The sequence below is a fragment of the Micrococcus sp. CH7 genome (assembly GCF_001595485.1).
GTDB lineage: Bacteria > Actinomycetota > Actinomycetes > Actinomycetales > Micrococcaceae > Micrococcus > Micrococcus luteus.
The window spans coordinates 146,239-172,756 of record NZ_LOSQ01000004.1 but is presented as its reverse complement, the minus strand read 5'-3'; the positions used below and the strand labels follow the sequence as shown (position 1 = coordinate 172,756).

22 protein-coding genes are annotated in these 26,518 nt (G+C 74.4%); 11 read left to right on the top strand and 11 right to left on the bottom strand.

Going from position 1 to position 26,518, the window contains the following annotated elements; translation table 11 throughout:
• The first annotated feature begins 100 nt into the window (after window positions 1-100).
• The 3 genes from AUV08_RS02090 to AUV08_RS02080 all read left to right on the top strand — a co-directional run bounded on the left by AUV08_RS02090 (window position 101) and on the right by AUV08_RS02080 (window position 4,200).
• The gene (locus AUV08_RS02090) at window positions 101-1,111 is read left to right on the top strand and encodes an NADP-dependent oxidoreductase (RefSeq protein WP_061873076.1); all 1,011 of its coding nucleotides are present in this window, start codon (window positions 101-103) and stop codon (window positions 1,109-1,111) included.
• 70 nt (window positions 1,112-1,181) lie between these two features.
• On the top strand, window positions 1,182-2,504 hold the full coding sequence (locus AUV08_RS02085; protein ID WP_084776540.1) for a DUF4921 family protein: 1,323 nt from the start codon (window positions 1,182-1,184) through the stop codon (window positions 2,502-2,504).
• A 43-nt stretch (window positions 2,505-2,547) separates the two neighbouring features.
• Window positions 2,548-4,200 (top strand): AarF/ABC1/UbiB kinase family protein, encoded by a 1,653-nt coding sequence (locus tag AUV08_RS02080; protein WP_061867056.1) that lies wholly within the window; start codon window positions 2,548-2,550, stop codon window positions 4,198-4,200.
• Between the two features lie 28 nt (window positions 4,201-4,228).
• On the opposite strand, the gene AUV08_RS02075 is transcribed toward AUV08_RS02080, so the two are convergent.
• The gene (locus AUV08_RS02075) at window positions 4,229-5,359 is read right to left on the bottom strand and encodes a trans-acting enoyl reductase family protein (protein WP_061873075.1); all 1,131 of its coding nucleotides are present in this window, start codon (window positions 5,357-5,359) and stop codon (window positions 4,229-4,231) included.
• 143 nt (window positions 5,360-5,502) lie between these two features.
• On the opposite strand from AUV08_RS02075, the gene AUV08_RS02070 reads away from it, so the two are divergent.
• Together AUV08_RS02070 and AUV08_RS02065 are read left to right on the top strand one after the other, a co-directional pair.
• A complete protein-coding gene (locus AUV08_RS02070) occupies window positions 5,503-6,510 on the top strand; it encodes a cation diffusion facilitator family transporter (RefSeq protein WP_049145906.1) in 1,008 nt (335 codons plus the stop codon).
• Window positions 6,511-6,543: 33 nt separating this feature from the next.
• Entirely contained in the window at window positions 6,544-8,010 is a 1,467-nt protein-coding gene (locus tag AUV08_RS02065; protein ID WP_061867055.1) for a serine hydrolase, read from the top strand.
• Window positions 8,011-8,034: 24 nt separating this feature from the next.
• On the opposite strand, the gene arfB is transcribed toward AUV08_RS02065, so the two are convergent.
• The 3 genes from arfB to AUV08_RS02050 form a co-directional block, all read right to left on the bottom strand.
• Window positions 8,035-8,490, bottom strand: coding sequence for an alternative ribosome rescue aminoacyl-tRNA hydrolase ArfB (arfB, locus tag AUV08_RS02060; protein ID WP_036338705.1), 456 nt, complete (start codon window positions 8,488-8,490; stop codon window positions 8,035-8,037).
• The gene (locus AUV08_RS02055; protein WP_049145915.1) at window positions 8,483-9,928 is read right to left on the bottom strand and encodes an MFS transporter; all 1,446 of its coding nucleotides are present in this window, start codon (window positions 9,926-9,928) and stop codon (window positions 8,483-8,485) included. Before AUV08_RS02055 ends, arfB begins: the two co-directional genes overlap by 8 nt.
• Before the next feature lie 132 nt (window positions 9,929-10,060).
• Window positions 10,061-11,797: a bifunctional 3'-5' exonuclease/DNA polymerase gene (locus AUV08_RS02050; RefSeq protein WP_049145917.1), complete on the bottom strand. Its 1,737-nt coding sequence runs from the start codon at window positions 11,795-11,797 to the stop codon at window positions 10,061-10,063.
• A 139-nt stretch (window positions 11,798-11,936) separates the two neighbouring features.
• Here AUV08_RS02050 and AUV08_RS02045 point away from each other — a divergent pair, with 139 nt between their 5' ends.
• Complete coding sequence (locus tag AUV08_RS02045; RefSeq protein ID WP_049145920.1) at window positions 11,937-13,418, top strand: sugar porter family MFS transporter; 1,482 nt, start codon at window positions 11,937-11,939, stop codon at window positions 13,416-13,418.
• Between the two features lie 72 nt (window positions 13,419-13,490).
• Here the strand turns inward: AUV08_RS02045 and AUV08_RS02040 are convergent, their stop codons facing one another.
• Complete coding sequence (locus AUV08_RS02040; protein WP_061867054.1) at window positions 13,491-14,792, bottom strand: dicarboxylate/amino acid:cation symporter; 1,302 nt, start codon at window positions 14,790-14,792, stop codon at window positions 13,491-13,493.
• Between the two features lie 228 nt (window positions 14,793-15,020).
• Here AUV08_RS02040 and AUV08_RS02035 point away from each other — a divergent pair, with 228 nt between their 5' ends.
• Genes AUV08_RS02035 through AUV08_RS02020 form a run of 4 tightly spaced genes read left to right on the top strand, consistent with a single transcriptional unit; the run spans window position 15,021 to window position 18,419 of the window.
• Entirely contained in the window at window positions 15,021-15,662 is a 642-nt protein-coding gene (locus AUV08_RS02035) for an ABC transporter permease (protein WP_002855197.1), read from the top strand.
• Window positions 15,659-16,666 carry an ABC transporter ATP-binding protein gene (locus AUV08_RS02030; protein ID WP_049145928.1) on the top strand — a complete coding sequence of 336 codons (1,008 nt, stop codon included), beginning with the start codon at window positions 15,659-15,661 and terminating at the stop codon, window positions 16,664-16,666. Before AUV08_RS02035 ends, AUV08_RS02030 begins: the two co-directional genes overlap by 4 nt.
• Window positions 16,663-17,415 carry an ABC transporter permease gene (locus tag AUV08_RS02025; protein ID WP_036316433.1) on the top strand — a complete coding sequence of 251 codons (753 nt, stop codon included), beginning with the start codon at window positions 16,663-16,665 and terminating at the stop codon, window positions 17,413-17,415. Before AUV08_RS02030 ends, AUV08_RS02025 begins: the two co-directional genes overlap by 4 nt.
• Entirely contained in the window at window positions 17,412-18,419 is a 1,008-nt protein-coding gene (locus tag AUV08_RS02020; RefSeq protein WP_061867053.1) for a glycine betaine ABC transporter substrate-binding protein, read from the top strand. The genes AUV08_RS02025 and AUV08_RS02020 overlap by 4 nt, the downstream gene beginning before the upstream one ends.
• A 29-nt stretch (window positions 18,420-18,448) precedes the next feature.
• On the opposite strand, the gene AUV08_RS02015 is transcribed toward AUV08_RS02020, so the two are convergent.
• The 5 genes from AUV08_RS02015 to AUV08_RS01995 all read right to left on the bottom strand — a co-directional run bounded on the left by AUV08_RS02015 (window position 18,449) and on the right by AUV08_RS01995 (window position 24,374).
• Window positions 18,449-20,086 carry an alkaline phosphatase gene (locus AUV08_RS02015; RefSeq protein ID WP_052520106.1) on the bottom strand — a complete coding sequence of 546 codons (1,638 nt, stop codon included), beginning with the start codon at window positions 20,084-20,086 and terminating at the stop codon, window positions 18,449-18,451.
• 110 nt (window positions 20,087-20,196) lie between these two features.
• On the bottom strand, window positions 20,197-21,369 hold the full coding sequence (locus AUV08_RS02010; protein ID WP_041104960.1) for a cysteine desulfurase family protein: 1,173 nt from the start codon (window positions 21,367-21,369) through the stop codon (window positions 20,197-20,199).
• Entirely contained in the window at window positions 21,366-22,286 is a 921-nt protein-coding gene (gene nadC / locus AUV08_RS02005) for a carboxylating nicotinate-nucleotide diphosphorylase (RefSeq protein WP_041104958.1), read from the bottom strand. Before nadC ends, AUV08_RS02010 begins: the two co-directional genes overlap by 4 nt.
• Window positions 22,283-23,611 carry a quinolinate synthase NadA gene (gene nadA / locus AUV08_RS02000; protein ID WP_061867051.1) on the bottom strand — a complete coding sequence of 443 codons (1,329 nt, stop codon included), beginning with the start codon at window positions 23,609-23,611 and terminating at the stop codon, window positions 22,283-22,285. Before nadA ends, nadC begins: the two co-directional genes overlap by 4 nt.
• A 28-nt stretch (window positions 23,612-23,639) precedes the next feature.
• The gene (locus AUV08_RS01995) at window positions 23,640-24,374 is read right to left on the bottom strand and encodes an NUDIX hydrolase (RefSeq protein WP_041104954.1); all 735 of its coding nucleotides are present in this window, start codon (window positions 24,372-24,374) and stop codon (window positions 23,640-23,642) included.
• 128 nt (window positions 24,375-24,502) lie between these two features.
• Between AUV08_RS01995 and AUV08_RS01990 the strand changes: the two genes are divergently transcribed.
• Window positions 24,503-25,336, top strand: a complete 834-nt coding sequence (locus AUV08_RS01990) for an alpha/beta fold hydrolase (RefSeq protein ID WP_061867050.1) — start codon at window positions 24,503-24,505, stop codon at window positions 25,334-25,336.
• Between the two features lie 126 nt (window positions 25,337-25,462).
• On the opposite strand, the gene AUV08_RS01985 is transcribed toward AUV08_RS01990, so the two are convergent.
• Window positions 25,463-26,410, bottom strand: coding sequence for a DUF808 domain-containing protein (locus tag AUV08_RS01985; RefSeq protein WP_041105414.1), 948 nt, complete (start codon window positions 26,408-26,410; stop codon window positions 25,463-25,465).
• Window positions 26,411-26,518: the final 108 nt, after the last annotated feature.

Below are 26,518 nucleotides of genomic sequence, written 5' to 3'. Positions count from 1 at the left end.
TACCATCGGCCTCATACCTCCTGCGGGGACGCCCCTCCGGCCTCGTTGGCACCGGCCCGAGTCAACAACGTCATGCCCTCCTACACCTAGGCTCGGCGTCATGCGAGCACTCGTCCTCCAGTCCTACGGCGGCCGTGAGGCCATGGCCCTCACCGACGTCCCCGCCCCCACGGTCGGCGCCGGTGAGGTGCTGATCCGCACCCGCGCGGTCGGCCTCAACCCCGTCGACGCGATGCATCGCGAAGGCGACTTCAAGGCCATCGCCCCCGACGACTTCCCCACGGTCGCCGGCAACGAGCTCAGCGGCATCGTCGAGACCGTGGGCGCCGGGGTGACCGCGTTCGCCCCGGGTGACGCGGTCATCACCCGCGTGGACCCCTCCGGCCACGGGGCGTTCGCCGAGCTGGCCGCGGTGCGCGCGGACTGGGTGGCCGCCGCGCCCGCCCGCATGCCCCTGACGGACGCGGCCGGCCTGCCGCTCGCCGGCCTGACCGCTCAGCAGGCACTCGGCCCGGAGCACCTGGACCTGCGGCCCGGGGAGCGGCTGCTGATCACCGGGGCCGCCGGCGGCGTCGGGCTGATCGCCACGCGCCTGGCACACCTGCGCGGCGCGCACGTGACCGTGACCGCCTCCGCGGCGGGTGAGCCGTACGTCCGCGAGGCCGGCGCCGACGCGGTGATCGACTATCGCGCCCGCACCGTCGCAGAGGGGGGCGAGCGCTTCGACAAGGTGTTCGACCTCATCGGCGGTGATCAGATGGCCGAGCTGCTCGGCTCGATCGAGCCCGGCGGCCGGCTGGTGACCATCGCGGGCCCGCCGAGCCCCGGCAGCCTTCGTGAGACCGCGCGCCCGTCGCGTCGGCCGCTGGCCGCCGTCGTCTCCCGGGTGGCCAGTGCGAAGGTGCGCCGGGCCGCGAAGAAGGCCGGGGTGACCTACGAGTTCTTCCTCATGCATCCGGACGGGGCGGGCCTGGCCGAGCTCGTCCGGCTCGTGGACGCCGGCGAGCTGGCCGTGACCGTGGACAGCCGCTACCCCCTGGCCGACTGGGAGCAGGCGTTCGAGCGTCTCGAGTCCCACCACGCCAAGGGCAAGGTGCTGCTCGAGTTCTGACCGGCGGGCGCGTGGGCGTCGGCCTGCCCGGGCCGGCACCGCCTCGTATCCTGGCCTCGTGCACCCGTCTGTGAGCGAGCCCCTCACCCGACTGCCGGACGGCACCGTCAAGCAGCGCAACCCCTTCACGGGCACCGAGGTCTGGACCGTGCCCGGCCGCGGCGACCGCCCGCTCGGCCTCGTCCGGCCCGCCCCGCAGCCGCTCGACCCCGCCCAGCACGGCCGGCACTGCGCCTTCTGCGAGCACCGGATGCTGGAGACGCCGCCGGAGAAGTCACGCATCGTCTCCACGAGGGCCGACGACGGCGCCCCGGCCTGGCAGATCCTGCGGCATCCGGCCGCGGAGCGGCTCGAGGAGACGATCCCGGCCTTCCGCCGGGTCCCCAACCTCTTCGAGATCCTCAGCTACGACTACTGGCGTCTCAACCACGGCTACGAACTCCCCCCGGACGCGCGCCGCCGCCGTGACGAGTACCTGGCCACCGAGGCCGGCCGCGCCCACGTGCGCGCCGTCGTCGCCGCGAAGCTGCGCGCCTCCGGCCGCTCCGCCGAGGAGGCTGTCGCGATGTCCGAGGCGGAGCTGATCGCGGCGTCGGCCGGGTTCTTCGGCGGCACGCACGACGTGGTGATCGCCCGGCGGCACTTCGTCGACGGCGCCGTGGACGACCACCAGCTGGCCTCCTCGGGCACCCTCACCCCGGACGAGCACCACGCGTTCCTGGCCCTGACCGCCGACGCGATGCGGGACCTCTACGCGACCACGCCCGCCGTGCGGTACGTCTCCGTGTTCCAGAACTGGCTCAAGCCCGCCGGCGCCTCCTTCGACCACCTGCACAAGCAGCTCGTGGCCATCGACGAGGTCGGCGCGCAGAACGCCGCCGCCCTGGACCGGCTGCGCGAGGACCCGCAGGTGTTCAACCACGCCGCGCTGGACGTGGCCGTGGCGCACGACCTGATGATCGCCGCGAACGAGCACGCCGTGATGTTCGCCGGCTTCGGCCACCGGTATCCGACGGTCGAGGTCTACTCCACGAGCCCGGTGGGGCAGCCGTGGCGGCAGTCTGCGGCCGAGCTGCGCGCCGTGTCCGACCTGCTGCACGCCGCCCACGCGGCCACCGGGCCCGAGGTCCCCTCCAACGAGGAATGGCACACCCGCCCGCCCGGCGTGGCGTCCCCGATGCCCTGGCGCGTGATGCTCAAGTGGCGCGTCTCCACACTCGCCGGCTTCGAGGGCGCCACCAAGATCAACGTCAACACCATCAGCCCGTGGGACGTGCGGGACCGGGTGCTGGTGCGGCTGCGGGAGCTGCGGGCGGCGGGCGCGCTCGCGGACGGGATGCGGATCGGGGCCGACGCGCGGGTCCGGCCGGGCGCCCTGAGGTACGCCGACTGAGCGGCGAGGCTCACCCCTCCGCGCGGTCGGTAGCGTGGGCGCCATGGCCCTCCACCTGCAGCGCTACCGCGAGATCGCCCACGTCATGGCCCGCAACGGCCTCATGGCCACGGCCGTGCAGGCCGGGCTCTCCCGGTGGCTGCCCCTCGAGGAGGGGGAGCCGCACCTGGGCATCGACGCCGAGGCCCGCCCCGAGCTGTTCGTGCGCACGTTCGAGGAGCTCGGCGTCACCTTCGTGAAGCTCGGGCAGCTGATCTCGGCGCGCCCGGACCTGTTCCCCGAGGCCTACTGCGCGGCATTCGCCCGCCTCACGGACAGCACGACGGCGGTGCCCTTCGAGGCCGTCGCCCGGACGGTGGAGGAGGACCTCGGCGCCGACGTCGACACACTGTTCGCCTGGTTCGACCGCGCGCCCCTGGCCACCGCCTCCATCGGCCAGGCCCACCGTGCGCGCCTGCATGACGGGCGCGCCGTCGTCGTGAAGGTCCGCAAGCCCGGTGTGGTGGAGCAGGCCCAGGCGGACCTGGAGATCCTGCGGACGCTGGCGGCCACGTGGTCGCGGGCCTCGCGGACCTTCGCCGATCTGGACGTGCCGACCATGGTGGATGAGTTCGACCGCTCCCTGCGCGCCGAGCTCGACTACGTGGTGGAGGCGCGGGCCTGCGAGGAGATCGCCGCCGGCTTCCGGGACACCCCGGGCGTGCGGTTCCCGTGGATCGAGTGGGACCTGACCACCTCGCGCGTGCTGACCATGCAGGAGCTCTCCGGGCTGCGCGTGGACGATCTGGCCGGACTCGACGCCGCCGGCATCGACCGGGAGGAGCTGGCGTACCGGGCCGCCGACGTGCTGCTGGCCATGGTGTTCGAGCACGGCGTGTTCCACGCGGACCCGCACGCGGGCAACCTGTTCATCGAGCCGGACGGGACCGTCGGGTTCATCGACTTCGGCTCCGTCGGGAGGATCTCCCCGTCCCTCCGGCGCCGGTTCGCGGGCCTGGCCATGGCGCTGGCCCGGCAGGACACCGACGGACTGGTGCGGGCCCTGCTGGACATCGCCCCGCCGCGCGGGCCGGTGGACCGCCGTCGGCTCCGGCTGGAGGTGGCCCGGATCGTCGGCCGCCTCGAGGGGCGCGAGCTCGAGGACATCCGCGTGGCGCAGCTGGTCTCGGAGATCTTCGCCCTCGTGCGGCGCCACCGGCTGTCCCTGCCGCCCGAGCTCGTGCAGCTGCTGCGGATGCTGATCATCGTGGACGGCATCGGCCGCCGCTTGCACCCCGGATTCGACTACACCCGCGTGCTCGACCCCTTCGCCCTGCGCCTCGTGGGGGAGCACCTCGACCCCCGGCGGGTGGCGGGCCGGATCGGCCGGGCCACGATCGCGGCGGCCGAGCTCGGCATCGACCTGCCGGAGTACGCCCGCAAGGTGATGGAACGCATCGACGACGGCGGGATCGACGTCACCGTCCGCGCGAGCGAGCTCGAGCCGCTCGTGACGCGCCTCGAGCGGACGGGCGACCGGGTGGTGGCCGCCATGGTGGTGGCCGCGATGATCACCGGCGGCACGAACGTGCTCGTGGCGTACAAGGACCGGCTCGGCCGCTTCGCCGGGCCGGTGGTGGCCGCCGGCGGCGCCGCCCTGACCGGCGGCAGCGCCTATCTGGCCTGGATCAGCCGCCCCCGGCGTCGCCCCCGCTGAGGGCCGTGGGCGGGGTCAGTCGTCGGGATCATGCCCGCACCAGACCGGCCGCGGTGCAGGCCGTCTCGAAGTCGTCGAGGCCGAACGCCTGGATCGGGCTGACGACGCCGGCCTCGCGGGCCTGTCCTGCGGCGAGCTGCCGGGCGCCCCAGGCCATGGGGTCCCCGGTCAACGTGTAGGCGTTGGGGCCGCTCAGGTGGACGTCCGCCACGATGCGGCCGGCCGCGTCGCGCGCGATCGCCCCGACCCGGGAGCCCGTGCGGGCCCGGTCTGCGGCGTCGGGGCCACCCGGGTCGCCGGCCAGGGGCCGCAGCAGGGCCTGCACGCCGCGGGCGACGCCGGGGAGCCACCCCACCGCGCCGAGGGCGGCGGCGCCGATCTGCGTGGGCCGGGCCGGGAACCAGCCGTTGAAGACCTCGACCTCGTCCAGGCCGGGCTGCATCCGCGGCAGGAACAGGGACTCCGTGCCGCCGAACAGCACGCCGCGGCGGTCCTGCCCGTCGACCCGGAAGACGGCCGACCGGCTGGCCGGGCCCGTGGTCGCCAGCCGCCCGCCGCGCCACGTGATCGTCCGCTCGGTGAGGGCGCCCACCATCGTCTGGCGCGTCCCGTGGCTGAGGTCGACGCGCGGGTCCAGCTCGCCGTCGGCGAAGTAGCCGATCTGCAGGGACCGTGCGCGTCCACCGGCCTCCGCCAGCGCGAGCCCGCCCGCGAGCATGCCCGGCGCGTAGTCGAAGCCGAGGGCGGGCAGCAGGGTGGCGCCCGTGCGTCGGGCGGTGGCGTCCAGGTCCGCCTTGAGGTCCTTCACGAAGCCGACCTCACCGGTGGAGTCCACGTAGTGCGCGCCCCGCTCCGCGGCGGCGCGGGCGACCGGTCGGCCGTAGCGTTCGAAGGGGCCGACCGTGGAGACCAGCACATCGCCCTCCGTGACCAGGGCCCTCAGCGAGGCGGGGTCCCCGGCGTCGGCGACGGCGACCTCCAGCCCGTCGTGCCGCCTCGCCGCGTGCTGGAGCGAGTCCCCGTTCCGGCCCGCCAGCACGGGCCGTGCGCCCTGGGCCACGAGGGCGTCCACGACGAGGGATCCGGCGTAGCCCGTCGCGCCGAGCACGATGATGCGGGGGGCGTCGGGGCGGTCGAGGTGCAGGGGAGAATCCGTCATGGCCCCACGCTAGGCCGCGCACGCGGAGACCTCACGGGCTCGGCGACGCCGATCCGCGTGGACCCCGTCTCGCGCTCCTGGACCGGCGGACCCGGACATGGCGAGCCTGGTCCGGCATGCGCCTGCAGGGGCAGACTCGGAGGATGACCCGCACCCCGCCCGCCGTCGCCTCGCCCGCTCACTCCGCCTCGCCCGCCGCCGAGACCGGCGGCGAGAGCCTGCTGACCGTCCTGATCGCCCTCGGCGTGAACGCGGTGATCGCCGTCGTCAAGTCGATCGTGGGCGCGGTCACCGGCTCAGCCGCGATGGTGGCGGAGGCCGCGCACTCCTGGGCCGACGCCGGCAATGAGGTCTTCCTGCTGTTGGCGGAGCGTCGGGCCGGCCGAGCCCCCGACGCGCGGCACCCGCTGGGCTACGGGCGCGCGGCCTACGTGTGGTCGATGGTCGCGGCCTTCGGCCTGTTCGCGGTGGGCTCGGCGGTCTCGGTCTGGCACGGGATCACGGCCTGGTCCGCCCCCGAGCAGGAGGCGGAGTACACGATCGCGTACATTGTGCTCGCCGTCGCGTTCGTGCTTGAGGGCATCTCCTTCCTGAACGCGCACCGGCGCGTCCGCCGCGACGCGGAGCGGCGGCACATCAGCGATGCCACGTTCCTGCGCCAGACCTCGGACCCCACCCTGCGCGCCGTGTGGGTGGAGGACGCCTCGGCCCTGATCGGCCTGGTCATCGCGGCCGCCGCCCTCGCCCTGCACCAGCTCACCGGGGACCCCCGGTGGGACGCCGCCGGCTCGATCCTCGTGGGCGTGCTGCTCGGGGTCGTCGCGATCTTCCTGCTCTCGCGGAACATGGCGTTCCTCGTCGGCGAGGTCGCCGACCCGGTGGTCCGGACCCGGGTGCTGCGCTGGCTGCTGGAGCGGCCCGAGGTGCTCTCCGTGAGCTACCTGCACCTCGAGTACGTCGGCCCGGAGAAGCTCTTCGTCGTCGGGGCCGTGGGCCTGGCCGGGGACGAGCGGGAGAGCGAGGCCGCGGTCCTGCTCCAGCGCGTGGAGGACGCCCTCCTCGAGCACCCGCGCGTGGCCGCCGTCGTGCTCTCCCTGTCCAACCCCGCCCACGCGCCCCTGGACCCGGAATCGCAGAACGCGCGCGCCTGAGCCCGCGCGGCCGGCATCGTACAGTGGCCTCTCGTGACCCAGACCACCCCCGCCCCGCCGCCCGCTCCGTCCCTCGACCGCCTCCGCGAGGCGGCCCCGTACCTGTCCCGGTGGCTGGCCACCCAGGTGGAGACGCGGCACGTGCCCGGCGCCCAGGTGGCCGTGCGGCTCGGCGACGAGCTGGTGCTCTCCGCCGCGTTCGGGGTGGCCGACGAGGCCACCGGGGCGGAGCTGACCACCGGCCACCTGTTCCGCGTGGCCAGCCATTCCAAGACCTTCACGGCCGTCGCCGTGCTGCGCCTGGTCGCCACCGGTCGTCTGCGCCTGGACGACACCGTGGCCGAACGACTGCCCGACTGTGCCGACACCCCGCTGGCCCGGGTCACCGTCCGCGAGCTGCTCTCGCACACCTCCGGCGCCGTCCGCGACGGGGTGGACGCGGACCACTGGCAGCTCGACGGCCCCTTCCCGGACGCCGACGCCCTGCGCGCGATCGTCCGGGACCACGGCGCCACCTACGCCCCGCAGGAGCGCTTCAAGTATTCGAACATCGGGTACGGCCTGCTCGGGGCGATCATCGAGGCAGTCACGGGCCGCGGCTACGCCGAGCACGTCACGGAGGACATCCTCGTCCCGCTCGGCCTCACCGACACCCGCCCCGAGATCGACGACGACGCGGCGGGCCGGGCCGTCGTCGGCCACACCCGGGCCCACGGCCGTGGGCGTCGGGTGAGCGTGGCACCGACCGCCACCGGCGCGCTGGCCGCGGCCACCGGCTTCGTCTCCACGGCGGAGGAGCTCAGCCGCTTCTTCTCCGCTCTCGCACTGGATCGGCGTGAGCTGCTGGACGAGCACGCGCTGCGCCTGATGCACCGGGCCGAGGCCTCCTTCCCGCGGGGGGCCGGGACGGGCACCTACGGGCTCGGCCTGATCGGGATCAGCGTGGGCGGACGACGGCTCGTGGGCCACTCCGGCGGCTTCCCCGGGCAGATCACCCGGACCCTGGTGGACCCGGTGACCGGTCTGACCGTCAGCGTGCTCACCAACGCCGTGGACGGTCCGGCGGACGCGCTCGCGGTGGGCCTCGTCGAGCTCATCGACCTGCTCGCCCAGGACGCCGCCGACGGGCAGGCGCTGCCCACCGGTGTCACGACCGACGACCTCGACCGGCTGACCGGCCGCTACGTCTCCCTGTGGGGCGAGACGGACGTGGTTCGCGCCGGCGAGCGCCTCGTGCTGATCGACCCCGGCACGCCCGGCCCCCGGGACAGGATGCACGAGCTGCGAGCGCTGGACGCCACCACGTTCCTGCCCGAGGACGAGGATGGCTTCGGCGCGTCGGGGGAGCGCATCCCGTTCGACCTCGGCGACGACGGCCGGGTGGTGAGGATGCGCGTGTCCGGGGTGAGCAGCTGGCCCGAAGAGGACTACCTCGCCCGGCGTGGCGACGCGTGGGGTCACCGCTCGGCCGCCGGCCGTGGGGTGACCGGGCGGGACTGAGCCGCCGCCTGCGGGCGGGCGGCCTCAGTCGAGACCGGGGCGGCGGCGCGTGCGCTTCACCTCGGAGCGACGGTGTTTGGCCTCCAGGCGGCGCCGCCGAGAGCCGCGCGTCGGCTTGGTAGCCCGCCGCGGCGTCGGCGGGGCCAGGGCCTCGCGCAGCAGCGCCGCGAGCCGCTCGCGGGCGGCCACCCGGTTGCGCCGCTGGGCCCGGTGCTCCGCCACGCTGACGGTGAGCACCGTGCCGGCCAGCCGGGGCGCCAGCCGTGCGAGGACGCGGGCGCGCTGGACGTCGTCGAGGGCGGAGGTGGCCGCCAGGTCCAGACTGAGCTGGACCCGCGAGTCCGCCGTGTTCACGCCTTGACCGCCCGGGCCGGAGGCGTGGGAGAAGCGCTCGACGAGTTCGCCCGCGGGGATGACCAGCCCGCGGGGTGCGCCGGGGCCGGGGGTGACGCGCACGTCGCCGGGGCGGGGCTCAGCCACGGGGCGCCGCCGTCCGTGGTCCGCGCAGGTCCGCGAGTGCGACGAGGAGCGCGAGCGCCATGCACCCCGCCACCAGGGTGAAGGCGGCCATGAACGCCCCGTCCCAGTCGGCACCGGAGGCGACGCCCAGGAACACCCCCACGATCACGGCGGTGCCGACGGCCGTGCCGACGCGCTGGCCGGTCTGCAGGACGCCGCCGGCCGTGCCGGAGTGCCGCGGCGGGACCTCGGCCAGGCTGAGGGTCTGGTTGGGGGAGACCACCAGCCCCTGCCCGGCACCCAAGATGGCGAGGGTGAGCAGCAGCCACCATGGACTCAGGCCGAACTCCCGGTTGGCCCACGCCACCCCGATGGAGCCCACGACGGCGAGCAGCGCCAGCGCGATGCCGAGGACGACGATCTTCCGGCCCGTGCGCAGCACCACGCGACCGGCCACGGTGGACATCACGCTCGACATGACCGCCGAGGGAAGGCCGATGAGTGCGGCGTGCAGCGCCGGGTAGCCCAGCCCGTTCTGCATGAACATGGCGATCACCACGAACATGCTGGTCGAGCCGGTGAAGTAGATGGCGATCAGCAGGGCGCCGCACGCGAAGCTGCGGGTCTGGAACAGGCGCAGGTCCACCATCGGGGCGCGGCCCCGTCGGGCGTAGCGGGCCTCCCAGCGTGTCCAGAGGGCGGCCAGGCCGATGCCGACGGGCACGAGCACGAACCGCCACGGCCCGAGCTCACGGTCCAGGAACGGGAGCATGACGGCCACGAGGGCGCCGGCCAGCAGGACGACGCCGACCGGGTCCAGGTCCGGGCGCCGCGCCCGCTCGGGGGCGGTGCGCGGCAGCCACTGGCGGGCCACGACGAGGGCGCCGAGGGCGATCGGCACGTTCACCAGGAAGGTCGCGCGCCAGCCGAGGTCGCCGCCGAGCCACGCGATGAGCCCGCCGCTGAGCAGCGGCCCCACCGCCACGGACACCCCGACGACGGCGCCGAGCGCCCCGAACGCCCGGGCGCGGGAGGCGCCGGAGAACTCGCTTTGGATGAAGCCGGTGACCTGCGGGTTGAGCAGGCCCGCGCCCACGCCCATGACCAGGCGCGCGAGCACGAGCAGGACGCCCGTGGGCGCCAGGCCGGACAGGAGCGCACCGAGCGCGAACACGCCGAGGCCCACCATGAACAGCCGGCGTCGTCCGAAGAGGTCACCCGCCCGGCCCGCCGGCACGAGCACCATGCCGAACACGAGGGTGTAGCCGGAGATGGCCCACTGCAGCTCCGCGTCACTGGCGTCCAGGCCCCGCTGCAGGGCGGGCAGGGCCACGTTGATGCTGGACACGGCCAGCAGGGACATGAAGATCGGGATGAGGAGCACCGCGAGGATGCGCTGCTGGTGCGGGGTGAAGACCGAGGACGCGGCGTCGTCGGACGGACGCGGGGCGACGGGCATGCGGTCTCCTTCTCGGGGGTGTCTCGGGCGCTCTCCAGGATCGGCCCTCGTCCCGCATCGTGCCAGGTCCCAGGGTCCTCGGCTCGGTGCGGCGCACGGAGGCCATGACCGCGGTCGACGCCCTGCCGCCCCTCACTTCGCGTCCGCGTACGACCCCACGCTGGAGACGGTGAGCGGGAAGTCCACGGGGGCGGGGCCGAACAGCAGGCGGCCGGCGGCGCTCGCGGACTCCGTCACGACCGTCCGCACGGCCTCGGCCTCCGTGGCCGGGCCGTGCAGGACGACCTCGTCGTGGACGAAGAACACGAGTTCCGTGCGCATGCCCGCAGACCGCAGTCGACGGCGGATCTCGCCCATCCAGCACAGCGCCCACTCGGCCGCGGTGCCCTGCACCACGAAGTTCCGGGTGAAGCGGCCCTGGGAGCGCCGCCGTCGCCGGGCCGCGGACTCGGCGGCCTGGGTGTCGACGTCGGACACGGACTCCTGCCACTTCCGCCCCGGTGCGGGGGACCAGCGGCCGAGCCACGTGGACACCTGGCCGCCGCCCTCGCCGACGGAGGCCGCCCGCTCGAGCAGGCCGATCGCTCGGGGGTAGAGCCGGCGCAGGTGCGGCATGAGCGCCGCGGAGTCGCCCGTCGTCGAGCCGTACATCGCACCCAGCAGGGCGATCTTCGCGCGCCCGCGGTCGGCCAGCGCGGTGCCGGCCGCCCGGCCCTGCTCCGCCACCTCCCGGTACAGGTCGGGCGTGGTCCCGGCACGGGCCAGCGCCTCGTCGGCGGCCATCGCGGCGAGGATGCGCGGCTCCACCTGGGAGGCGTCGGCCACGGTCAGCGTCCACTCCTGGTCTGCGCGGACGGCGTCGCGCACCCCGGCCGGGACCTGCATGGCCCCGCCGCCGTGGGCGGCCCACCGCCCGGTCACCACGCCGCCGACCAGGTAGGCGGCGTGGAACCGGCCGTCGTCGCCGATCCACTGGTCCAGCCAGTGCCAGCCGTTGGCCGTCCACAGCCGGGCCAGGGCCTTGTACTCCAGCAGCGGCGCGAGCAGCGCGGCCCGCGCCTCGCGTTCCGCGCCGCCGGCGTCGATCCAGTGCTTCAGGTCCCACTGCCGCGTGGACTCCACGGCCACGCCCGCCGTCTGTAGCGCCCGCAGCAGGCTCGGCTGCGAGTCGGGGCTCAGCCCGGGGGAGCCCAGGACGTCGGCGATGCGTTCGGCCAGGGTCTGCAGGCGGGCGGGACGCTCGCCCGGTGCAGGCCGGGGGCCGAGCTGCTCGGCGAGGAGCGCCTCGTGCACGCCCCGGTCCCACGGCAGACCCGCCGCCCGGATCTCCGCGGCCACGAGTGCGCCCTGCGACTCCGCCGCCGCGAGCAGCCGCAGCCGGTGCGGGTGGGCCGAGCCCTCGACGGCCGCCCGCTGCGCGGCCAGCTCCGCCGCGAGCACGGTGACGTCCGGAGCGGGGCCGGCCTCGTCCGGCAGGTCGAAGAAGGACTCCTGACCGGCGGGCACCCGCGCCGGGCGCTCGGGCTCCGTCGGGTCGGCGACCTCGAGCTGCGCCACGGGCGTGTAACGCACCCCGCTGCCCGGCGCCGTCGCCGCGTGCCGCAGCATCCGCTGGACGAGGGCCAGGTCCCAGCACCGATCCACCCGCACCCCCGCCGCCAGCCAGGCGGCGTACTCCGTCCCGACGTCGGCGAGCACCCAGCGGACCGTGCTCGGGTCCACGCCCAGGCGGGCGGGCAGACCGGCCACGAGCCCGGCCACGGACCCGGCGGCGCAGGATCCCAGGGGAGAGGCGTCGTCCCCGTCCACGGCCCACCAGGCGCCGGGGCTGCCGACGGAGGCGGGGGCGGGGCCCAGGACGACGAACATGGCCCTCATTCTGCCCCGCCGCCTCCTCTGCGCGGGGCGAGGGGCTGTGCGACTTGCACGCTCGCTGAGCGGAGAACACACTGTGCGGACGCACCGGCGCGCAGCGGGGCCGTCGGGCGCGACCCAGAGAGGACCCACCATGACAGCGACCCGGTCCGGCGGCGCCGCGACGTCGCGCCTCAACGCCAAGGTGGTCGGCATCTCGGTCGCCGCCGCGCTCGGCGGCTTCCTGTTCGGCTTCGACACCTCCGTCATCAACGGCGCCGTGGACGCGCTCGCCGGGGAGTTCGGCCTCGGCGCCGGTCTCACGGGCTTCGCCGTCTCCTCGGCGCTGATCGGCTGCGCACTCGGCGCCTGGTTCGCCGGGCCGATCGCCAACCGCCGCGGCCGCGTGCCCGTGATGGTGATCGCCGCGATCCTGTTCCTGGTCTCCGCCATCGGCTCGGGCCTGGCGTTCGGCGTGGTCGACCTGATCGTCTGGCGCATGGTCGGCGGCCTGGGCGTGGGCGCCGCGTCCGTGATCGCCCCGGCGTACATCGCGGAGGTCAGCCCGGCCCATGTGCGCGGTCGCCTCGGCTCGCTCCAACAGCTGGCGATCGTCCTGGGCATCTTCGTCGCGCTCCTCACGGACGCGCTCTTCGCGACGATGGCCGGGGGAGCGGCGCAGCCGTTCTGGCTCGGCGTCGACGCCTGGCGCTGGATGTTCCTGGCCGAGGCCGTCCCGGCGGTGCTGTACGGCCTGTTCGCCCTGAAGCTGCCGGAGTCCCCGCGCTACCTGGTCGCCCGCGGCCGCACGGACGAGGCGGCCGAGGTCCTGCACGAGTTCACCGGTGTGGACCGGGTGAACCTGATGATCGAGGACATCCGGCGCTCGCTGGACTCGGAGCGCCGCGAGTCGCTGGCGGACCTGCGTGGACCGGCGGCGGGCCTGCAGCCGATCGTGTGGATCGGCATCCTGCTCTCCGTCTTCCAGCAGGCCGTGGGCATCAACGTGATCTTCTACTACTCCACCACCCTGTGGCGCTCGGTGGGCTTCGGGGAGTCGGACGCCCTCACGGTCACCGTGATCACCTCGGTCACGAACATCGCCGTCACCCTCATCGCGATCGCCCTGGTGGACCGCGTCGGCCGTCGCCCCATGCTGATCGCCGGCTCCGCCGGCATGACGGTCAGCCTCGGCCTGATGGCACTGGCCTTCTCCTTCGCGCAGACGGGCGGCGGCGAGTCCGTGTCCCTGCCGCAGCCGTGGTCCACCGTGGCGCTGGTGGCCGCGAACGCCTTCGTGGTGTTCTTCGGCGCCACCTGGGGTCCGCTGGTCTGGGTGCTGCTGGGCGAGATGTTCCCGAACCGCATCCGCGCCGGCGCGCTCGCCGTGGCCGCCGCCGCGCAGTGGGCGGCGAACTTCACCGTCTCCACCACGTTCCCGTGGTTGGCGGACATCGGCCTGACCCTCGCCTACGGCCTGTACGCGATCATGGCGGCGCTGTCCCTGGCCTTCGTGGCGGCCTTCGTCCCCGAGACCAAGGGCAAGACGCTCGAGGAGATGAGCGACGTCGTCGTGCGCTCCCCGGGGCAGCGGCGCGCGGTGCGCGCCGAGGCGGAGCGGGACCTGCGCGGCTGACACCGCCCGTCCCGACGACGGCCCCCTCCCTGAGCTGCGGACAGGGAGGGGCCGTGGTGTGTGCGGGGCGGGTCAGCCGGCGTCGGCGCCGGTGGCGACCTCCTCGTCGTCGCGGCGCTCCAGGCCCTCGTCCGCGGAGTCCTCGATGAGACGGTCTCCGGCGATCTTGTCGACGATCATCGCGATGGCGGCGTCGCCGGTCACGTTGGTGGCGGTGCCGAAGGAGTCGATGGCGATGTACGTGGCGACCATGAGCGCGACCTGCGGCTCGGTGAAGCCGAGCATCGAGGACAGCAGGCCCGAGGCCGCCACGATCGCGCCGCCGGGCACGCCGGGCGCCGCGACCATGGTGACGCCCAGCATGAAGATGAAGCCCACGAACACCGGGATGTCGATCGCCTGGCCCGAGAGGAACAGCACTGCGATGGAGAACGAGACGATCTTCACCGTGGAGCCGGCCAGGTGGATCGTCGCGCACAGCGGCACGACGAACGAGGCGATCGGCCGGCGCACGCCGAGCCGCAGGGTCTGGCGCAGGGTCACCGGGATGGTCGCCGCCGAGGACGAGGTGCCCAGGGCCGTCGCGTAGGCCGGCAGCATCGTCTTCAGGGCCGTGAACGGGTTGCGGCCCGCGATCGCGCCCGCGACGACGTACTGGACGAGCAGCAGCACCACGGTGAGGCCGAAGACCAGCAGGATCACACCGAGGAACGTGGTGATGACCTTGAAGACCTCACCGGCGGCGGTCATGTTCAGGAACACGCCGAAGATGTAGACGGGCAGCAGCGGCACGATCAGGCCCATGACGACCCGCTCGATGATGGATCGCAGCTGGTCGAAGCCCTCGTGCAGGGCACCGCGCGGCAGCGTCGTCAGGCCGATGCCGAGCACGAACGCGAGCAGCAGGGCCGTCATCACGCCGAAGGGCGGGTCCATCTGCACCTCGAACAGCGGGCCGAGCAGCGCGTCCTCGGGGTTGGCCATCGCCTCGAAGGACCCGGGGGTGAGGATCAGCGGGAAGACGAGCAGGCAGACCAGCAGGGCGCCGAAGCCGCCGAACAGGGTGGAGCCGTAGGCGATGCCACCGGTCAGGGCCAGGAGCTTCCCCGCGCCCCGGCCGATGTCGCCGATGGCGGGGGCGACGAGCGCCAGGATCAGCACCGGGACGACGAAGCCCAGGAAGTTCGAGAACAGCCCGTTGAAGGTGGCGAAGGCCTGCACGAGCCAGGTCGGCGCGACCAGGCCGACGAGGACGCCGGCCACGATCGCGAGGAGGATGCGGGGCAGCAGGCCGACGCGGCGGCGGGGCGCGGCGACGGCGCCCCCGGAGTCGGGGCCGGACGCGTCGAGGGCGTCGGAGTGGGAGCGAGACATGGCCGACACGCTAGCGCAGGCCGTCCTGCCCGTCGCCTGGTCGTCGGGCCGTCCGCGGCGGTGCCGGTGACCCCCGTCGTGGTGCAGAACACAGGGAGTGCCACCGTCTCGGGTAGCGTGCAAGAGCACGCCCGCCCCACCCGGACCGAAGGAGACGACGATGACGGTCCTGCCCCGCCCCGCAGACGCCCGGGCCGCCCAGGGGCGCGCTGCCGGCGTGGAGGCCGCATGAGCGAGTTCCTCGCCTCACGCTGGCCGGACATCCTCTTCCGGGCCTGGCAGCACGGGTGGCTCGTGCTGCAGGCGCTGGCCATCGCCACCGTGCTCGCCATCGCGCTGGCCGTGATCGCCACGCGGATCAAGGCCCTGACCCCGATCGCGAACGCCTTCACGGCCGTCGGGCTGACCCTGCCCTCCTTCGCGCTCATCGGCGTCCTGATCCCCCTGGTGGGCATCGGGACCGTCCCCGCCGTCGTGGTGGTGGTCTTCTACGCCCTGCTGCCCATCCTCCGCAACGCGCTCGTGGGTCTGCGCGGCGTGGACCCGGAGGTGCTGGAGGCCGCCCGGGGGATGGGCATGGGGCCCGTGGCGCTGTTCACCCGGGTGCGTCTCCCGCTGGCCTGGCCCGTGATCCTCACCGGCATCCGGGTCGCGGGCCAGCTCGGCATGGGCGTCGCCGCGGTCGCGGCCTACGTCCTGGGGCCCGGACTGGGCTCGTACATCTTCACGGGGCTGGTCTCCCTGGGCGGCGCCAACGCGTTGAACTACGCCCTCGTGGGCACCCTCGGCATCGTCGTCGTCGCCCTCGTCCTGGACGGGCTGCTCGTGCTGCTCGGCCGGCTCACCATCTCGAAGGGACTGCGCGCATGAGCACCGACCGTGACGCCGGGGCCGAGATCCGTCTCGAGTCCCTGACGAAGCTCTATCCGGGGCAGGACCGTCCCGCCGTGGACGCCCTGGACCTCATCATCCCCGCGGGGGAGACCGTGGTGTTCGTCGGCCCGTCCGGCTGTGGCAAGACCACCTCGCTGAAGATGATCAACCGCCTCATCGAGCCCACCTCCGGGCGGATCCTGATCGGTGGGGAGGACATCACACGCCGTGACCCCACCCGGCTGCGCCGTCAGATCGGCTACGTCGTGCAGGGCGGCGGCATGATGCCCCACCTGTCCGTCGCCGAGAACGTCGGCCTGGTGCCGCGCCTGCTCAAGTGGGACCGCCGGCGCATCGCCGACCGTGTGGACGAGCTGCTCGACCTCGTCGGCCTGGACCCGGCGATCTATCGAGACCGTTTCCCGCGCGAGCTGTCCGGCGGACAGCAGCAGCGCGTCGGCGTGGCCCGGGGCCTCGCGGCGGATCCTCCCGTGCTGCTCATGGACGAGCCCTTCGGCGCCGTGGACCCCCTCACCCGCCAGCGCCTGCAGCAGGAGATGCTCGACATCCAGGCCAGGGTGGGCAAGACCATCGTGATGGTCACCCACGACGTGGATGAGGCCGTGCTCCTGGGCGACCGGATCCTGGTGCTCGAACCCGGCGCGCACGTGGCCCAGTACGCCACCCCCGAAGAGGTCCTGGCGCGGCCGGCCACCGAGTTCGTGGCCGACTTCGTGGGGTCGGGGGCGGGGCTCAAGCGGCTGGGGCTGCGGTCGGTCGACTCGCTGCCGCTGCGCCCGATCGCACAGCACCCGACGGGCACGCTGCCGGGCGGGCCCGTGCTCGACGCGGCCACCCCGATCAGCGAGGCCCTCGCCGTGCTGGTCACGGCCCCGGCGGAGGAGATCGCCGTGGTCCGTGATGGCACGGTCATCGGTCTGCTCGACTATCCGACACTGCGCGCGCACGCCCGCGCCGGCGACGAGCAGGCTCGGCCGTGATCGCCCGGCTGCGTGCGGCCTCCGCCGAGGACCGCCTGCTCCTGATCGGCCTGCCGCTGCTGGTGGCCGCCCTGCTGATCGGGTGGACCGTCTGGGTGCGCGGAGCCGCCCTCGACGACGTCGAGGCCCGGCTGCTGACCTGGCCCACCGTCCTGCGCCTCACCGCCGAGCACCTGGCCCTCGTCGGCGTGTCCACCGTTCTGGTCGTGGCGACGGCCGTCCCGCTCGGCGTGCTGCTGAGCCGCCCCGCCGCCCGGCGGTTCACCCCCGTCGCCATGGGGCTGGCCAACGCCGGCCAGGCCGCTCCCGTGATCGGTGTGATCGTCCTGCTCGCCATGGCGTGGGGGTTCGGCTTCCGGGTCGCCGTCCTGGCCCTGTCCCTCTACGCGTTCCTGCCCGTGCTGGCCAACACGCTGGCCGGGCTGCGGGGTGTCGACCCCACCGTCGTCGAGGCGGCCCGCGGCATGGGCATGTCGCCGCTGCAGACCCTGCTCCGGGTGGAGCTGCCCTTGGCCCTGCCCGTGATCATGGCGGGTCTGCGGACCGCCCTGGTGCTGCTGGTGGGCACCGGGGCGTTCGCGACGTTCATCGACGCCGGCGGCCTCGGCCTGCTCATCCAGACCGGGATCGTCCTGTTCCGCTTCCCGCTGCTCGTCTCGGGGGCGATCCTCGTGGCCGCCCTCGCCCTGATGATCGAGTGGATCGGCCGCCTCGTCGAGACGCTGGCCACGCCGAGGGGGCTCGCATGACCACCCCGCGCGCGACCCTCCCGTCCCGCCGCCGCGGCCTGACCCCCGCTCGTGCCGCGCTCGCCGCGCTCGGCCTGGCGGCCTCCCTGGTCCTGTCCGGGTGCGGGCTGAGCACCGCCGGCGGCTACCTGCCCTCGGGCACGCCCGCCGGCGACGTCGCCGGGATCGACCTCGAGGGCGCCCACGTGGCGGTGGGCTCCAAGAACTTCAACGAGGGCGTCGTGCTCGGCAAGATCACCGCGATCCTGCTGCGCTCCGCGGGGGCCGACGTCGAGGATCTGACCAACATGCCGGGTTCGCTCAGTGCGCGCCAGGCCCAGGTCGCAGGCGTCGTGGACGTCGAGTGGGACTACACGGGGACGGCCTGGATCACGTACCTGGGCCACACCGATCCGATCCCGGACGCCCAGGCGCAGTGGGCCGCGGTCCGGGACGAGGACGCGCAGCAGGGCCTGGTGTGGCTGCCGCCGGCCGAACTCGACAACACCTACACCTTCTCCGTGCGCCAGGACCGGGCGGAGGAGCTCGGCCTGGAGACCCTCGCGGACATCAAGGACCTCCCCACGGAGGAGCAGTCCTTCTGCGTGAGCGCCGAGTTCGCCGCCCGCAACGACGGGTTCCTGCCCATGCTCGAGGCCTACGGGATCGAACGGCCCACCGGATCCCGGCTGCGCCAGATGGACATCGGGGCGGTGTTCGCCGCGGTGGCGGACGGGTCGTGCACCTTCGGGGAGGCGTACTCCACGGACGGGCGGATCGCCGCGCTGGACCTGACGACCCTGCAGGACCCGCTGAGCTTCTTCCCGAAGTACAACGCGGCCCCCATCGTGCGCGAGGAGGTCCTGGCCCAGCACCCCGAGATCGCCGACCTGCTGGCGCCCGTGACCGCGCGCCTGGACAACGCGACGGCCGCGCGCCTGAACGCCCGGGTGGACGTCGACGGCGAGGAGCCCACCCAGGTCGCGTGGGACTGGCTCCGCGAGGAGGGCCTGATCACAGACTGACGGCCCGCCGACGCCGCCGGCACGGCGGATCAGGCAGCCGTCAGCGTGCGCGAGTAGACCGTCCGGCCGGCGGCGTTGATCAGACGCACCCGGAACTCGCGGCCGTCCTCGGGGATCTCGACGTGGCCGAAGTACTGGTGCTCGCCGGAGCGCGGCGAGCCCATGACCGGCCCGTGCGCCTCGAAGTCCAGGCGCGGGCCGAAGGTGCCGTCCAGCGTGTTCGGGCCGAACGATCCGGCGTTGATGGGGCCGGCCACGAACTCCCAGAACGGCTCGAAGTCGGTGAACGCCGCGCGGTCGGGGGAGTAGTGGTGCGCCGCGCAGTAGTGGACGTCGCCGGTGAGGAACACGACGTTCTTCACGCCGTGGTCCTTGATCGCCTTCAGGAGGCGGGCGATCTCCAGCTCGCGGCCCAGCGGGGCGCCGTCGTCGCCGTTGGACAGGGACTCCTGCCCCGTGCCGTCGGGGACGATCAGGCCCAGAGGCAGGTCGTTGGCGATGACCTTCCACGTGGCGGTCGACGCGCGCAGCCCACGGATGAGCCACTGCAGCTGCTCGTCGCCCAGGATCGGGGTCTCGTGGGTCTCGAGCCCCGGGGTGTTCTCGCCCTTGTGGGTGCGCATGTCCAGGGCGAACACGTCGAGGGTCGCGCCGCGGGGGATCCTGCGGTAGATGCGGGCGGGCTCGAAGCCCGAGCCGCGGCGCAGGGCTGTGGAGTCGGCGATCGGCATGTACTCCTGCCACGCGCGGCGGGCGCGGGCGGCCAGCGTGTCCACGTCACGGACCTGGGTGTAGCGCGGGTCTTCGAGGACCTCACCCGGCCACCAGTTGTTGGTCGTCTCGTGGTCGTCCCACTGGGCGATGACGGGGACGTCCGCGTACAGGGCGCGGAGGTTGTCGTCCATCATGTTGTAGCGGTGGCGGCCGCGGAACTCGTTCAGCGTCTCGGCGACCTTGGACGTCTCCTCCGTGACGAGGTTGCGCCAGGTGGGCTCGCCGGCCACCTCGAGGGTCTCCGGGATGGGGTTGTCCGCGTAGATCGTGTCGCCGGAGTGCAGGAAGAAGTCGGGCATCGTGGCGTGCATCGCCGCGTAGCCGCGCATGCCGCCGATCTCCGGGTTGATGCCGTAGCCCTGCCCCGCGGTGTCCGCGGTCCACACGAAGGACTGGGCGGCGGAGGTCTTCCGGCCGAACCGCGCGCCGGGCGCCGTCGTGAAGCGGGCCACGGCCGACTCGCCCAGGCGGCCGGCCTCGTCCTCGAACGCGTACGTCACCTCGAAGCGGGTGTCGGAGGGCAGCGTGTCCGCGAGGATCTTCGCGGTGTGGTCGGTGGCCCCGTCGACCCAGCCGGAGCGCAGGGTCAGCCCGCGGGCGAAGCGGCCGCGCAGCACCTTCCCGTCCTCGTCGACCGCGCGCAGCGTGGCGTGCAGGCGCGAACGGCCGGACGAGCGCGCCCACAGCACGGCCGAGTTCGAGGTGACGTCGCCGGTGGCGACGCCGGACGGCAGCGTCAGACGGGACGCGACCAGGCCACCGGGGGTGTGGCGGGCCGGACGGGCGGCGGCGGGGCCGGCGAGGGCGGCGGGGGCGAGTACGGCGGCGGACGCCGCGGCGAGCACCGAACGGCGGGAGGCGGAGTGGGACAGGGGTGCGGTGGTCTGCTTCACGGGGCCAGGGTGGGGCACGCAGGCGAGGGACATGTGGCCTCGGGCTGACCCCCGGGTGAACGTCCGACGCCGGCCCCCGGCGGCATCGGGGTCGACCGGCCCGGGGCCGCTCAGCGCAGGGCGGTGACCGTCCGGACGGCGTCGACGATCGCGTCCGCCGCGGCGTCGAGCAGCGGGGCGTCGGCGTCCGGGCCGAACGTGCAGCGCAGGGCCGTGCGGGCCTCGTCCTCGCTGAGGCCCAGCGCGAGCAGGGCCGGGGACGGCTCGGCGTCGTGGGCCGAGCACGCGGACCCCGCCGAGGCCAGCACGCCCCGGCGGGCCGCCTCCTCCAGCACCGACTCGCCGTTCACGCCGGGCAGCACGAACGAGGCGTGACGCGGCAGCCGCCGCGCGGGATGGCCGGTCAGCCGCGCGTCGGGCACGAGCGCCCGGACGCCGTCGAGCACGCGCGCCGCGAACCGGTCCCGCAGCCCGGACCACGCGTCCGCGGCCGCGGTGCGCTCCGCCTCGGCCTCCTCGAAGGCCGCCGCGAACCCGGCGGCACCGGCCACGTTCTGCGTCCCGGACCGCCGGCCCCGCTCCTGGCCGCCACCGGGCACGAGCGGTTCCAGGGCGTGACCCGGGCGCACCCACAGCGCGCCGACCCCCTTGGGCCCGCCGACCTTGTGCCCGGACAGCGCCACGAGATCCGCCCCGAGGGCGCGCACGTCCACCGGGATCTGCCCCGCGGCCTGCACCGCGTCCACGTGCAGCGGCACGCCCGCCTCCCGGGCGACGGCGGCCAGCTCGGCCACCGGCTGCACCGTGCCCACCTCGTTGTGGGCCAGGTGCACGCTGACCAGCGCGGTGTCCGGGCGCAGGCGGGCGGCGAGGTCGTCCGCCGAGGTCAAACCGTCACGGTCCAGCGCGAGGTGCTCGACCTCGACGCCGTGCAGCCGGGCCAGCTGGTCACAGGACTGCCGCACCGCGCTGTGCTCGATCCCCGTGGTCAGCACGTGGCCCGCCGGGCGTCCGGCGAGGATCCGGGCGCGCACCGTGCCGAGCACGGCGAGCGCGTCGGCCTCCGTGCCGCCCGAGGTGAACACGACCTGCCCGGCCCGGGCGCCGATCGCGCGGGCCACCCGCGCGCGGGCGTCCTCGAGCAGGGCCGCCGCCGCCCGGCCGGCCTCGTGCGCCGAGGACGGGTTGCCGTAGACGCCGGTGAGGGCGGGCCACATCGCCTCCAGCGCGCTGCGCCGGACGGGCGCGGTGGCCGCGTGGTCCAGGTCGAGGGTGGTGCTCATCGGCGCGGCGAGCCCTCCTCGACCACGGCGTCCAGGCCCAGGTCCAGGGACTGGACGGTATGGGTCAGTGCTCCCACCGAGATCACGTCCACGCCCGTGGCCGCGATCGCCCCGATCGTCTCGAGGCTCACCCCGCCGGAGGCCTCGACGACGGCGCGGCCCGCCACGAGCTCGACGCCGGCCCGCAGCTCGGCCGGCGAGAAGTTGTCCAGCATGATCGTGTCGACCCCGGCGGCGAGCACCGCCGGGATCTGCTCGAGCCGGTCGACCTCCACCTCCACGTGGGTGGTGTGCGGCAGGCGGGCCATCCCGGCGCGCAGGGCCGCGGTGAGGGCCTCGCCCGGGTCGCCGGCACCGCCGAACCCCAGCGCGGCCAGGTGGTTGTCCTTGAGCATCACGGCATCCGAGAGGCTGAAGCGGTGGTTGTGCCCGCCTCCGTCCCGCACCGCCTGCCGTTCGAGCACGCGCAGACCCGGGGTGGTCTTGCGGGTGTCCACCACCCGCGCGTGCCCGCCGCCGGCGCGCGCGGCGGCCACGTGGGCGGCCGTCGTCGTGGCGATCCCGGACTGCCGTTGGACGAGGTTCAGCGCCACGCGCTCGGCGCGCAGCACCGAGCGGGCGGGGCCCGCGACCTCGGCGACGACGGCGCCGGGGGACAGGTCGGCGCCGTCGGTCAGGTGCAGGGTGACGGACACGGCCGGGTCGACGAGCCGGAAGGCGGCCTCGAGGGCGTTCGTGCCGGAGAGCACCCCGGGCTCGCGGGCCACCACGCGCGCGGTGATCCGGGCCTGCTCCGGGACGAAGGCCTCCGAGGAGACATCACCCCAGGGCGCGTCCTCGGCGAGCGCGGCGGCCACGATCCGCTCCACGTCCGGCTGCGGGGCCGGCGTCGCCGGGGCGCGGTCGGCCGGGGTCACGTCCCGGCCCCGGCGGACTGCGCGGCCGACTGCTTCGGCGCGACGGCCAGCATCCGCTCGAGCGCGGTGCGGGCCGGGTCGGCGACGGACGCGGGCACGGTGATCCGGTTGACCACGCGGCCGGCCACGAGCTCCTCGAGCACCCACGCGAGGTAGCCGGGGTGGATGCGGTACATGGTGGAGCACGGGCAGATCACGGGGTCGAGGCAGAAGATCGTGTGCTCGGGGTGCTGGGCGGCCAGGCGCTGCACGAGGTTGATCTCGGTGCCGATCGCGAAGGTCGAGCCGGCCGGCGCCGCCTGGATCGCCTTGACGATGAAGTCGGTGGACCCGGAGGAGTCCGCGGCCTCCACCACGGGCAGGGGGCACTCGGGGTGCACGATCACCTGGACGTCCGGGTGCTCGGCGCGGGCCTGCTCGATCTGCGCCACGGTGAAGCGGCGGTGCACCGAGCAGAAGCCGTGCCACAGCAGGACCTTCGCGTCCCGCAGGGCGTCCTCGGAGTTCCCGCCCAGCGGCAGGCGGGGGTTCCACGTCGGCATCTGCTCGAGTGGGATCCCCCTGGCGCGGCCCGTGTTCCGGCCCAGGTGCTGGTCCGGGAAGAACAGGACGCGTTGGGCACGCTCGAACGCCCAGTCCAGCACGGCCGAGGCGTTGGAGGACGTGCACACGATGCCGCCGCGCTCGCCGACGAAGCCCTTGAGGGCCGCGGAGGAGTTCATGTAGGTCACGGGCAGCAGGGGCACGCGCCCGTCGTCGTCCGGCTCGGTGCCGTAGACCGCCTCGAGCTGCTCCCACGCGTCCTCGACCGAGTCCAGGTCGGCCATGTCCGCCATGGAGCAGCCGGCGGCGAGGTTGGGCAGGATGACGGCCTGGTCCGGGGTGGAGAGAAGGTCCGCGGTCTCCGCCATGAAGTGCACGCCGCAGAACACGATCGCCTCCGCCTCGGGCCGGCCCTGGGAGGCCCGCGCGAGCTGGAAGGAGTCGCCCACGAAGTCGCCGTGCTGGACGACCTCGTCGCGCTGGTAGAAGTGGCCCAGCACGACGACGCGTTCGCCGAGCGTCTGCCGCGCCGCGCTGATCCGGGCGTGGAGCTCCTCGTCGGAGGCCCGCTGGTACTCCTCGGGGATGCGGCCCTGCACGGGGGCGTCGGCCGGGACGGCGTCGTCCTGCGATGCGCCGGGGCCGTAGGCGGGCAGGCCGGCGTCGAACGCCCAGGGGCCGCGGGTCAGGTCGGGGGAGCACGAGGAGCCGCGCGCGGCGTCCTTGTCGATCAGGGTCAGGGTGCGGGCCACCGAGGCGGTGGTCCCGGTCGGGGTGGTCATGGGTGACTCCTGGGTCGGGGCTGGTGGGTCAGCGGCGGGCGTCCGGCCCGGCGGGATCGGGGTCGGTCCCGGGCCCGGCGGGCCGGTAGCGGTAGAGCTTGGGCGGGCGGTGCGGGGTGCCGCCGCGGACCTCGCCGGTCTCCTCGAGGGCCCCGGCGGCGAGGGTGGCGCGGCGGAAGTTGGCGGCGTCGAGGCCGCGGCCGAGGACGGCCTCGTGCACGGCGCGCAGCTCGGCAAGGGTGAAGGAGGGCCCCAGCAGCGCGTGCCCGACGCCGGCTCGCGGCAGGTCCGCGCGCAGACGCGCCACGGCCGCCGCCAGGATCTGGGCGTGGTCGAACGCCAGCGCGGGCGGCGCGTCGGCCCGGTGCCAGCGCACATGGACCCCGATGGGCAGCCCGGCCACGTCCGGGTCCGGGCGGGACGCCGGGGCGGCGCCGTCGTCGTCCAGGACGGGGCTGAGCGCCCAGTGGGCCACCGTGAGGACGCGTCCGGTGGGGGAACGGTCCACGGCGCCGAACGCCGCCAGCTGCTCGAGGCGACGGACGGGACCGGGCACGCACTCGGCGGCCACGCGTGCGGCGACGTCGGCCAGCTCCTCGTCCGCGCCGAGCCACGCGCCCGGCAGCGCCCACCGGTCCAGGAACGGCTCGCGCATCCGCGGGACGAGGGCGACGCAGAGGCGGGGCACGCCGTGCGGGTCCGGGCGCACGCCGAAGACGGCCGTGGACACGGCGACGCTGACGCGGGCCTCAGCGACGGGCATGGGACCTCCCGGAGTGGACTGGCGGGGCTGTTCTGGTCAGTATGACACTGTTCCCGCCCATCTCAGAGGGTCAAGATGACTGGAAGTCGGGGGAGGCGCCGGTCCGGTCCCGCGCTAGCCTGAGTCGGGTGAACACGACCGCCGCCTCCGCCCTGTCCGACGCACCCCTGGCCTCCACCCGTATCGGGGAGGGCTCGCGCCGCGTCGCGTTCCTGCATGGCCTCATGGGCCGCGGCCGGAACTTCACCGGCCCGGCCAAGGAGCTGGGGGACGACTTCACGGTGGAGCTGATCGATCTGCCGGACCACGGCGCCTCGCCCTGGACGGACCGGGTGGACTACCGCGAGATCGCGGACCGGGTGGCTGCCCACCTGCGGGGCGGTCTCGCCGCCGACAGGCCGGTCCACCTGCTGGGCCACTCGATGGGCGGCAAGGTCGCGATGGTGCTCGCCCTGCGGCACCCGGAGCTCGTGGACCGGCTGATCGTGGAGGACATCTCCCCGCGGCTCTCACCGCAGGCCACGGACGAGTTCGTGCACCTGCTGGGCACCATGCTGCGCATGGACCTGGACGCGTACGACTCGCGGGCCGAGGCCGACGCGGCCATGGCCGAGCACGTCCACGACGCGCGGGTGCGCGGCTTCCTGCTGCAGAACCTGCGGCGCGCGGCCGGCCACTTCGCGTGGCAGCCCAACGTGGCCATGCTCTTCGAGCACCTGCGGGAGATCGGCTCGTTCCCGGACCCGGTGGTCCCCGAGGACCCGGCGCGCGTGTTCGACCATCCGGTCCTGTGGCTGGCCGGCGCCGAGTCGGACTACGTCCAGGACGAGGACGTGCCGCGGATGAAGGAGCTGTTCCCGCGCGTCGTGCGCGTGACCGTCCGTGACGCCGGCCACTGGCTGCACGCCGACCAGCCCGAGGCCTTCGTCTCCGCGGTGCGCACCTTCCTCACCGCCGACTGACGGGGCCCGTCGGGAGACGGAGACAGCGCCGAGGCCCGCAGACGCGCCGCTACGTTCCGTGCGTAGCGGCGCGTCTGCGGGCCTCGGCGTCGGGCGCGGGTGGGAGTAGACCCGTCAGCCGCCGCATCAGTGGGCGGGCGCGGCCTTCTTCCCGCGCAGGCGTCCGACGAGCAGGACCACCCCGAGCGCGACCGAGCCCCAGAGCAGGCCCCACACAGCCGACGTCGCAGTCTCCGTGAGCCAGCCGAGGAACGCGCCGGCGGCGTGTGTGACGGGCTCGACGATCCCGTGCTGCACGGCGTAGGGCCACGGCACGCCCAGTGCGTCCAGCTCCACGAGGGCGATGTGGCCGCCCACCCAGAGCATCGCCACGGTGCCGATGACGGTCACCACGCGCAGCACGTGCGGCATGGCCTTGACCAGCCCGGCGCCGAACGAGCGGCCGCCGGAGGTCGAGGCGTTCTGGTGCAGGTGCAGGCCGACGTCGTCCATCTTCACGATCAGCCCCACGGCCCCATACACGCCCACGGTGATGAGGACGGCCACCACCGCCAGGACCGCCGCCTGCATCCAGAAGCCCAGGTCGGCCACCTCGTTCATGGAGATGACCATGATCTCCAGGGACAGGATGAAGTCCGTGGTGATGGCCCCGCGCACCACGGTGTCCTCGGCCTCCGGACCCCGCTCGACGGCGGGCTCCTCGTCGTCGGCATGCCCGTGGCCGGTGAGCTTGCCCCACACCTTGTGCGCGCCCTCATAGGACAGGTAGGTGCCGCCGGCCAGCAGCAGCCACGGCAGGATCCAGGGGGCGAGCCAGTCGAGCAGCAGCAGGGCGGGCAGGATGAACACGAGCTTGTTGCGCAGGGAGCCCTTGGTGATCCGCCAGATCATCGGCAGCTCGCGGGCCGCGGCTGCGCCGGCCATGTACTGCGGGGTCACCGCGGCGTCGTCGACCACCACACCCGCCGCCTTGGCCGCGGCGCGTCCCGCTCCGGCGGCCACGTCGTCCACGCTCGCGGCGGCGAGGCGGGCGAGGGCGGCGACGTCGTCGAGCAGGGCTACGAGTCCGACCATGGTTCCTCCTGGGGTGGGGCCGACGGGCGCGCCGGTGCGCGGGCAGGGCGCAGGTCGAGCATAGCGGCGGGGACGGACACGCACCGGCCCGGTCCCGTGGGGGACCGG